The sequence below is a fragment of the Comamonas sp. NyZ500 genome (assembly GCF_016772095.1).
GTDB classification, from domain to species: domain Bacteria; phylum Pseudomonadota; class Gammaproteobacteria; order Burkholderiales; family Burkholderiaceae_C; genus Comamonas; species Comamonas thiooxydans.
Genome location: NZ_JAEIJE010000038.1, coordinates 1 through 8,598, shown reverse-complemented (window position 1 = coordinate 8,598; position 8,598 = coordinate 1). Strand labels below are relative to the sequence as shown.

9 protein-coding genes are annotated in these 8,598 nt (G+C 57.8%); 5 read left to right on the top strand and 4 right to left on the bottom strand.

Annotated features, from left to right (window positions below):
- The coding region (locus tag JAO85_RS25220) for a porin (protein WP_202789286.1) at window positions 1-554 on the bottom strand (554 nt) is incomplete at its 3' end.
- A 1,249-nt stretch (window positions 555-1,803) separates the two neighbouring features.
- Between JAO85_RS25220 and JAO85_RS25215 the strand changes: the two genes are divergently transcribed.
- Entirely contained in the window at window positions 1,804-2,334 is a 531-nt protein-coding gene (locus tag JAO85_RS25215; RefSeq protein WP_012838544.1) for an O-acetyl-ADP-ribose deacetylase, read from the top strand.
- A 176-nt stretch (window positions 2,335-2,510) separates the two neighbouring features.
- Here the strand turns inward: JAO85_RS25215 and JAO85_RS25210 are convergent, their stop codons facing one another.
- Window positions 2,511-3,803, bottom strand: a complete 1,293-nt coding sequence (locus JAO85_RS25210) for a Zn-dependent hydrolase (protein ID WP_202789285.1) — start codon at window positions 3,801-3,803, stop codon at window positions 2,511-2,513.
- A 90-nt stretch (window positions 3,804-3,893) separates the two neighbouring features.
- Here JAO85_RS25210 and JAO85_RS25205 point away from each other — a divergent pair, with 90 nt between their 5' ends.
- The 3 genes from JAO85_RS25205 (at window position 3,894) to JAO85_RS25195 (ending at window position 6,509) form a co-directional block, all read left to right on the top strand.
- Window positions 3,894-4,787: a LysR family transcriptional regulator gene (locus tag JAO85_RS25205; protein WP_237735010.1), complete on the top strand. Its 894-nt coding sequence runs from the start codon at window positions 3,894-3,896 to the stop codon at window positions 4,785-4,787.
- A 531-nt stretch (window positions 4,788-5,318) separates the two neighbouring features.
- Window positions 5,319-5,741 (top strand): Imm10 family immunity protein, encoded by a 423-nt coding sequence (locus tag JAO85_RS25200; protein WP_202789283.1) that lies wholly within the window; start codon window positions 5,319-5,321, stop codon window positions 5,739-5,741.
- Between the two features lie 336 nt (window positions 5,742-6,077).
- Window positions 6,078-6,509: a DUF2750 domain-containing protein gene (locus JAO85_RS25195; protein ID WP_237735009.1), complete on the top strand. Its 432-nt coding sequence runs from the start codon at window positions 6,078-6,080 to the stop codon at window positions 6,507-6,509.
- A gap of 110 nt (window positions 6,510-6,619) precedes the next feature.
- Here JAO85_RS25195 and JAO85_RS25190 read toward each other — a convergent pair whose 3' ends face one another.
- Window positions 6,620-7,018: a BLUF domain-containing protein gene (locus JAO85_RS25190; protein WP_054075658.1), complete on the bottom strand. Its 399-nt coding sequence runs from the start codon at window positions 7,016-7,018 to the stop codon at window positions 6,620-6,622.
- 226 nt (window positions 7,019-7,244) lie between these two features.
- Window positions 7,245-8,018, bottom strand: coding sequence for an MHYT domain-containing protein (locus tag JAO85_RS25185; RefSeq protein WP_202789282.1), 774 nt, complete (start codon window positions 8,016-8,018; stop codon window positions 7,245-7,247).
- A gap of 287 nt (window positions 8,019-8,305) precedes the next feature.
- Here JAO85_RS25185 and JAO85_RS25180 point away from each other — a divergent pair.
- Window positions 8,306-8,598, top strand: a 293-nt coding sequence (locus JAO85_RS25180; RefSeq protein WP_202789015.1) for a PAS domain-containing protein, incomplete at its 3' end; no start/stop codon positions are given.

The following is an 8,598-nucleotide window of genomic DNA, read 5'->3' as shown; positions in this document are numbered from 1 at the left end:
GTACCGCCGGGACTGGGGCCCGCATTGACGGCATCGCGGCCGAAGCTATAGGTTGCGCCGACCGTCAGGCCCGAGAACGTGCCCTTGTAGGAGATCGCATTGTCGGCACGTGCATTGGGAAAGTAGTTGTCCAGACTGGCCATGCTGTGCAGGCTCGGACCGATCACGTCAGCGTCGAGTACGGACCAGAACAGCATGGTGTATTGACGGCCCAGCCCCAGCGATCCCCAGGGGCCGTTGAGGCTGACGAAGGACTGGCGGCCGAAACCACGACCGCCCTGGTTGAGAGCTCCGCTGTCGGGGCCGATACCCATCTCCAGCGTGAAGGATGCGCTCAATCCGCCTCCCAGATCCTCGCGGCCACGAAAGCCCAGGCGCGATGGAACGCTGCCCGTCAGATTGGGCATGCGTGTGAGGCTGGACTTGGTTGCGCCCACGTTGTTCATGGTTTCGACGGCCGTGTCCATGATGCCGTAGATCTGGACAGATGATTGTGCGTGTGCGAGCCCTCCCAGGCTCATCAGCGCAAATGTGCTTGCTATTTTTCTAAACAACTTTGTCTCCGTTATATGAATCTTTGAATTACAAGAAGTCTCCATGCTTTTATTTCTTTGCTGCCGTCCTCCTTTTTCAGTTGCTGCATCGAATGCAGGTGGGCAGCAGGGCGCGAACTGGCTGTACGCGACCTACCCCTCGGTTGCAAGAATCCTGTTCTCAAGAAGCAGGGCAGTTGCTGGCTGCGGCTTGTCCGACAAAGCGCTCTTGAGCCCAAGAAGGGAACTGCTTGGCAGCTTCAGGAACCACGGTTTCATGGTCCAGACCGACGAACTTTTTGTAGTCAACCTCGGACCCTGCGTCGCACAGAGCCTGGCGCTACCGTTGCCGTAGTGCTCAGATTCGTGGATATCCGTGGAGTCATAGACTTTTTTAGGCGCAGCACCTCCTTGCCGTGCCATGGGCACAGTTCAAGCGTTTGTTTGGAAAACTTCGGGCGAAGAGCTCTGGCTGGAGCTGTTGCAGCGTTCGGTCCGGTGCTCGATCGAGTCGGTGCGGCGTGCTCTTTTTGATGTTCAGGGAGTTGCCAAGGCTTGCTTCCTATCAGTACTTATTTGGGTATTTTTCATAATCAATTTCGGATGAATTTTGTTTATTTTTCATAAGTAATTCAAGAAAAAAAACGGTGCTTTTGCTTGGTGCTTTCCCTTGCGGTAAAACGCTAGCTAGATGACGAAATAGAGTTGCGACGACGAGCTTTCGTTGCGCTGCAGCTCGCACCACCCACCCATGCTTCGTTCGGTGCATGACTCTCAATGCCGCGTTTTAGCTGGCCTCAGCCGCCAAGACGTTGCTTCGCAGTGCATCCCGTGCAAGTGATATTCGAGGTTCAACGACTGCCACAGGTCGACATGAGGATGTCGCTGCGAGCCGCGCTGTCGAGCGTCCAGCCAGGCAGCCGTTCGGGACAAATGGAGCCCAAGGACTGGTGTTGTGGGGTTTGCTGTCGTTCAGGCGCCAGGCAGTGGCTAGTTCGGAGAAACTGGCGATCAATCACAGAAGAGTCCGCTTCTGGCCATACTGCGAAAGCCGCAGATCGACCCAGTGCAGGCAATCGGATGCCAGGAGGAACAGAAGTGTCGCAACGGTCACGATCGCTCAAAATAGCGATCTTCCTGATTCCAGGCACTTTGGGGACGTGGCCGCGCACAACTGCATCGCATTTCGGTACTTACGCAGGCAACGCGTTTACAAACCTGGCTCGCCATTGCAGCATCAGCTGCCTTCCCGCTCTTTCGCCGTACACATATGCCCACACGCCTTCATGCCATCTGCTCTGACATCACAAAGCTTCATGTGGGAGCGATTGTCAATGCAGCAAATTCGTCTCTGCTTGGCGGAGGTGGCGTCGATGGTGCAATCCATCGTGCGGCAGGTCCAGACCTTGTGCATGAATGTCGGCTGCTCGGGGGCTGCAAGACTGGCAATGCAAAGGTGACCAAGGCTTATCGCCTATCTGCCCACTACATCATCCACACCGTCGGACCTGTGTGGAGAGGAGGGAAAAGCGGAGAAGCAGAACTGCTCGCCGCCTGCTATCGCCGATGCATGGAGTTGGCGCAGGAGAAGTCGGTTGCCTCGATTGCTTTCCCAAGCATCAGCACCGGTATATATGGATACCCGATTGAATTGGCTGCGCAAGTGGCCGTCAGGACCGTCCAGGAAAGTCTGTCGGAACATTCGCCAATTGAAGAAGTTGTCTTCTGTTGCTTCGCACCTGCCGACTTGGCTCAGTATGAATTGATTTTGAATCGACTTGCGCCATCCGAATCCGAGTAGCACTTGGGCCTGGAGTCCAGTTTTCATGACCGCTCCTGGCCTGCAGTGGGAGCGTGAAAAGCTGATCATTTCTGCATGGTGAGCCCAGAATATGCGCAAGAACCCAGCAAGAACCCATTTGCGCATGACTGGCAGGGACCAGGCCAAGCCTGATCCATTCACATTCGTGATTGCTGCTAGTCCATTTGCTCGTCCAGGTTCAGAAGGGTAGCGGCCAGCACCTGGGTGCCGGCCAGAATCTGACCCGGCGAAGCCCATTCCACTGCGCTATGGCTGCGTCCATCAAGACACGGGATGAAGATCATCCCCGAGAGTCCGGTCTGAGCCAGGTACATGGCATCGTGGCCGGCACCGCTCGGCATGCGTCGACAGCCCAGACCCAGGCGCTGGGCGGATTGCTCCACGGCAGCAGCAATCAGCGGCGCACAGGCAACAGGGTCCACATGGGTGCGAGGCTCCACGCGCCAATTCACGCCCAATCGCCCGATGGCCGGGCCGCAGCGCCGCGCCAGAATTTCCCAGAACTCCTGCAGCAGGGGGGCATGGTTGCTTCGCACCTCCAGCGTCAGGTCCACCTGGCCAGGCACGGTGTTGCTGGCGTTGGGGGAGACGTTCATGCGACCTACCGTGGCAACCACGTAGTGAGGTGTGCTGCGGCTCCATTGCAGCGCCAGGCGCTGGGCCTGGCGTATGACTATTGATGCAGCCACGAGAGCATCGCTACGTTCATTCATGGGGGTGGTGCCCGCATGATCGGGCCGGCCTTCGAAGAACAGCTGAGCACGGCGTATGCCCACGATGTCGGTCACGGCGCCTATGTCCAGGCCTTCGCGCTCCAGCATGGGCCCTTGTTCGATGTGCAGTTCCACAAAGGCCGCAAAGCCGTTCTGCCGGCGATCGGCATCGGCCAGGGCTTCGGGGCGGGCGCCCAGACGCTGCAGGGCCTGGCCCAGTGTGTCGCCCTGGTCGTCGCGGGCGGCCAGCATGTCGGCGCTGAGCTGGCCGGCCATGGCGCGGCTGCCCACACAGGAGATGCCGTAGTCACTGGGCTCCTCGCAGAGGAAGTCTATGACCTCGAAGGGGTGCTTCAGCGTGATGTCCGCGTCCTGCAGGGCATGGGCCACTTCCAGCCCTGCCAGCACACCCAGAATGCCGTCGAAGCGTCCTCCGGCGTTCACCGTATCGGTGTGCGAGCCCGTGGCCAGAGGCTTCAGGTCATCGCACCGGCCGGGACGGCGGCCGATGAGGTTGCCTGCGGCATCCAGGCGCACCTGCAGGCCCGCGGCTTTAAAAGCTTCGCGCAGCCAGACGCGTGCGGCCTGGTACTCCGCGCTGAAGGCGCGGCGGGTCCAGGGCATGTCGGCCCGGGTGAATTTGGCGAGGTCTTCGAGGCGGCGCCACAGGCGGTCGCCGTCGATCGGTGGCAGAGCCGGGGCAAGAAGGGGGGAGCAAGTAGGAGCGTTCTGCATGGGGTAATCTTCGCCCGAGATTTACCAATAAGGAATCTTTTGATGTTTATGCAAGGTATTAGTAAAACTTTGGCTAATGCCCCTGGTTTGATGCTGTTGAGGAGTTTTTGCCTGGTCGTTCAGGAGGGCAGCTTTTCGCAGGCGGCGGAGCTGTTGCAGCTGTCCCAGCCGGCGGTCAGCCTGCAAGTGCGCCAACTGGAACGCCATCTCGGCACACGCCTCATAGAACGCGTGGGGAGGCGTGCTGTGCCGACGGCTGCCGGGAAGGCCTTGCTGGAGCAACTGCCTGCCGTGAGCGTGGCACTGGAAGGCCTGGCCCATGCGCTGAGTGCCCATGCGCGCGAGGTGAATGGGCAGGTGCGTATAGGTACGGGTCTGACCGTGTGTCTCTATCTTCTGCCTGCTGTGCTGCGCCAGATACAGGCAAGCCATCCGGGCATCGACATCGTGGTGGTCACGGGCAATACCGAGGAATGCGTCAAGCGCGTAGAGGACAACAGTCTGGATCTTGCCCTGGTCACCTTGCCGGTAAACCGCCGCGCCTTGCTGGCCACTCCCGTGCTGCACGACGAGCTGGTGGCCGTAGCTAGCCCGGAGATGCTGATGCCGGGCGATGCGGTGGCTGCGCCAGAGCTGAGATCCCTGCCTCTGCTTGCCTTGCAGAAATCAGCTAGCACGCGCGGCGTGGTCGATGCCTGGCTGCGCCGTGCCGGTGAACTGCCGCATCCTCAGATGGAGCTTGACAGCGTCGAAGCGCTCAAGGAGATGGCGGCCATAGGCCTGGGTTATGCCGTGATTCCGCGCATGGCCATGCAGGGGCGAGGCGGCCGCGATGACCTGGTCTCACGCCCGCTAACACCTGGATTGCAGCGAACACTGGCGATGGTGTTGCGCAAGGACAAGCCATTGAGCCGTTCCTTGTCGTTGGTTTGCCAGAGTATTCAGGCTCATTGTGCGGCCTGGATGCAGCGACCAGAGGTTTGAAAGTAGTTTGATCGAATCTATCCTTGCTGCGCCAGTACCGATGTCTGCCATCGGCGAGGCAGGAGCTCACTGCCTTTTGCATCGGGGCCATCAATTGGTGCACACTGGCTCTTCTGTTGCCAAGTCTCCAGCGTGGGCAACCGCTGCCGGACCAAAGCAGCGGCGGCACATGATCTTGAGCTGACCTCCGTCAGAGGGACTGAAGGCTGAAGAGCATCGGGTTTTAGCTCGGGGGCTCGGCCCTGTGGACCAGGTAGCAAGAAGGTCCCAGATAATCTGTCCACAGAACATCACGGCTGCTCCGTCAATAACCAGCATCCATCTTGGAGCAGCCAGTAGTCGAGCCGGTGCGTCGATGCTCATCAACTGAGCAAGTCAAGCATCAAGCAGCAATGAATCCGTTGCAGCAAATGCTCTGCAAACGCCGGGAGGCTGCTGCCAGTCGATCCACGACGCTCGTGATCAGGGCCTTCCCGCCATAGGATCCGGATTCCAAACCTGTCGCTGCCCTGAACCCTCAAGAACATCCAAATGAACACTTTCTCCTTTCGCGCAGCCTGCATCGTCACCAAAGACCCGGAGGACTTCTGCCACCTTATCGGCTTTGCCGACAAGAAGCACGAGACCGAACATTACCTGATGCTCCAACGCTCCTTCGAAGAGGATGAGGACGAGCAGGATGAAGAACTGGGCATGGATACCTACCATGTCGAGTGGTGTGGGCAGCAGAGACCTCGCTATGGCGGCATTGAGCGGTTTGTGCTGAAACGTAGCGGTGCGGAGCTCACGTTCAAACGCGAGGCGGAGGAGGACATGGATGAGCCGAAGCAAATGTCCATCGCCTTTGATCTTTCAGCAGGCGAGTACGAGGAACTGAAGGCCGCCCTGACGAATATCTTTGCCGGGGAGAGCTGCTTCGAGATTGCCGATAGCCAGGCTATAGGGGCCGCATAGGCGTGGCGAACAGGTCCGGACCCTTCGGTCCGGATGCGTCATCAAGGGCAGGGTGGATGCGGCGCAGCCTCGATGGTCATGGTACCCATACCGGTCTGACTGGCTGTCGGCCGCCATAAGCGTAGGGCAGAGCAGGGCGGCAGTGGTCGGGTAGCTGAGTCGGTGAGGCGGATCTGGACTCAATGCCGTCAAGAAGACGATCTGCTGGCAGTCCGCTTCCGTCCGCCCATGGTTGCGGCTGCCACTGTTCGATCCACAGCGGGCATATGCATCGGTGCTGTCGCCAATTCGTCATTGCTGAAGCGACTGGCCCTCCGGCTCCAACCTGGTGACAGAATGCCTCACTCATCCAGCGCCAGTTCTCAGATGGAAAAGTCATATCCACTCAATCGACAACAGTTCCAAGCGGTATCGGCACTTGCCAGTCATCAGCGTTATCGGCATTTCATCGGCCGAGTATCGGACTGGCAATTGGTGTGGGGACTGAGAAATGAGGGTGGATGGGTGACAGCCTCGGACAGCAACGGAAATCCTGTGGCCCCCTTTTGGCCACATCCCGATTACGCGATTGCTTGTGCAGTTGGCGAATGGGCCGGCAATTCCCCTGCAAGCATCGATGTTCACCATTTCCTGAGTCGTTGGCTTCCTGGTATGGAAAAGGACGGCATGCTTGCGGCCGTATTCCCAACGCCAGCAATGCAAGGGATAGTCGTTTCGCCGCGTCAGTTGCAAAGCGATATTGAAGAAGAACTGTCTTGCATGGAGTGAATGAAAGCAGTTTGAAATTGCGTTGCCGGCCGGTAGGCGGCGGTCTCGGAACGATCTTCGAGCCGGCGCAAATCAGATTGCTTCAGCAACAAGGCGCTTGAATGGAGCTGCTAGGCAGCATCCAGCATTGGCAATAGTTGCTGCAGGCAACTCATCGCGGCATCTCCGTCGACAACCCACATCTGGGCCAACGGCTCGGCATCTTCTACCGAGAGGTATGCCATGCTCCAACCGGAGAAAAGGCGACTCGTTATACCTCTTGCCTCGTGCTGCGGGGTGAAATTGGTATGGCGATTGTCCATGGATATCTTTTTGGCCAATGCAATCACCTGCTGCTGAGGGCCCTCCATGTATTGAACGAAGCGCTGACCGTCAAAAATCAGGATCCCTGTGATCCCATGGGCCTCATTGAAGCGGCGTGAGACTCTGGTGATATCTGCGACACAGCTCGTACTGGCGTCACTGGCGATTTCACTGTGATAAAGAAAACATCCGAGCAGGTGTTTCAAGATTGCCTCTTACTTTTCAGCGTTGCATAGATGCGGTTGGTGCCGGTATCGTGTTTGTCTCAAGCCAGGTACTCATAACCTATTCCTTGCAGACAGAGCCGGAGTGGTGATCAACGGGCCGATTGCTCGTCATCGGGCGACACATGCCAACGAGACAGGTCGAGATTGATGGTGGCGCAATGCGAAGCAAGCTCCATAACAAAGGGCACCAGTCTGCTGCCGCAATTCATTTGCGAGGGATGCCTGCTCTTGTGCTGCTCTTTTGGAAAGATACCAGCGCCAAGTCCATCAGCAGAACCATCGACATGCCCAGGGCCAGTACAGCCACCACCATCGGCAGTCCGAGTGCGCTAAGCACATACCTCCCCGAAGGAATCGCAAGGCGATTCTCCGTCGTGCAAATGAACTCGGCAGCACTCATGCCCGTGTAGTGCATGGCACAAACGGCAAGGGCCATGATCGCCGCAGCAAGCAGGCGCATGCTTGTCTGCTCGGTATGAAATGCCAGCCACAGCGCCGCAGTTGCAGCCACGAGAGCAATAAGCACAGACATGGCGATTCGCTCATAGTCCCACTCCAGGTGGCCTCCAAAACGCATGCCATACATGCCTAGGTAGTGCATGACAACGGCACCCAGCCCAAGCATTGATCCGGCCAACAGCAAGCGACCAATGCTGCGCGGATTGCGAGCCACGATATGAAAAGCCAGAGCCGAGATTGCCACTGCGGCAATGAGCGAAACGCCGGTCTCCCATATCGAGTAGCCGGTCCCAAGGTCCATGCGCAGCGCAAGCATGGCAATGAAATGCATCGACCAAACGCCAATGCCGCCAAGAGCAATTCCTGTGCTGCCGAGGCTCATCAGATAGGTCTGGCGGTCATCAACCTCCGGCTCAAGTCGCTTGGCGGAGATCAGCGCAATGAAGGCGCCGATCATTGAAATCGCGTACGACAGTACAACCAATTCCATGCTGTAGCTGGTGCTGACCATTGCATCCATGAGCCTCTCCTGGTTGCCGAACAAGAAGAATCCAGAATTTGTAAATTGACTTGTATCAAATTAATTCAGAGCCATCAAGATGATTTGATGAATCAGATCTGATTAGATGCTAGTTAGATACATCAGATCTGATATCTATTCAAAAATTGAAACAAGTCAATGAATATGTAAGCACTTGACACGAACAAGCGCTCAAGGAGCGATCGCACGGGTGCCCAAGGCGTACCGGCTTCACTCCAACTGGGCGGCATCCCGTTTTGTCAGGCCATTGACTACAGAAGGCACATATGAGAGTGAACGCACCGGTAACTCAGCGGGAGTACAGCTTTGATGAGCACGCGACTCTGATGTCCACCACGGACACGGAGAGCTACATCAAATATGCCAATCAGGCGTTCATGGAGGTCAGCGGCTTCGAGCCGCAAGAGATCCTCGGCCAGACGCACAATCTGGTGCGCCACCCGGACATGCCCCCGGCCGCTTTTGCCGATATGTGGGCCACTCTCAAAAGCGGCGAGCCCTGGAGCGCACTGGTCAAGAACCGGCGCAAGAACGGGGACCACTACTGGGTTCGGGCCAA

Bases quoted from the DNA above. Each gene is read 5' to 3' on its own strand.
- JAO85_RS25195 (WP_237735009.1), top strand. From the start codon at position 6,078: ATGCCTCACTCATCCAGCGCCAGTTCTCAGATGGAAAAGTCATATCCA.
- JAO85_RS25200 (WP_202789283.1), top strand. From the start codon at position 5,319: ATGAACACTTTCTCCTTTCGCGCAGCCTGCATCGTCACCAAAGACCCG.
- JAO85_RS25210 (WP_202789285.1), bottom strand. From the start codon at position 3,803: ATGCAGAACGCTCCTACTTGCTCCCCCCTTCTTGCCCCGGCTCTGCCA.
- JAO85_RS25185 (WP_202789282.1), bottom strand. From the start codon at position 8,018: ATGGATGCAATGGTCAGCACCAGCTACAGCATGGAATTGGTTGTACTG.
- JAO85_RS25205 (WP_237735010.1), top strand. From the start codon at position 3,894: ATGCTGTTGAGGAGTTTTTGCCTGGTCGTTCAGGAGGGCAGCTTTTCG.
- JAO85_RS25215 (WP_012838544.1), top strand. From the start codon at position 1,804: ATGCCCACACGCCTTCATGCCATCTGCTCTGACATCACAAAGCTTCAT.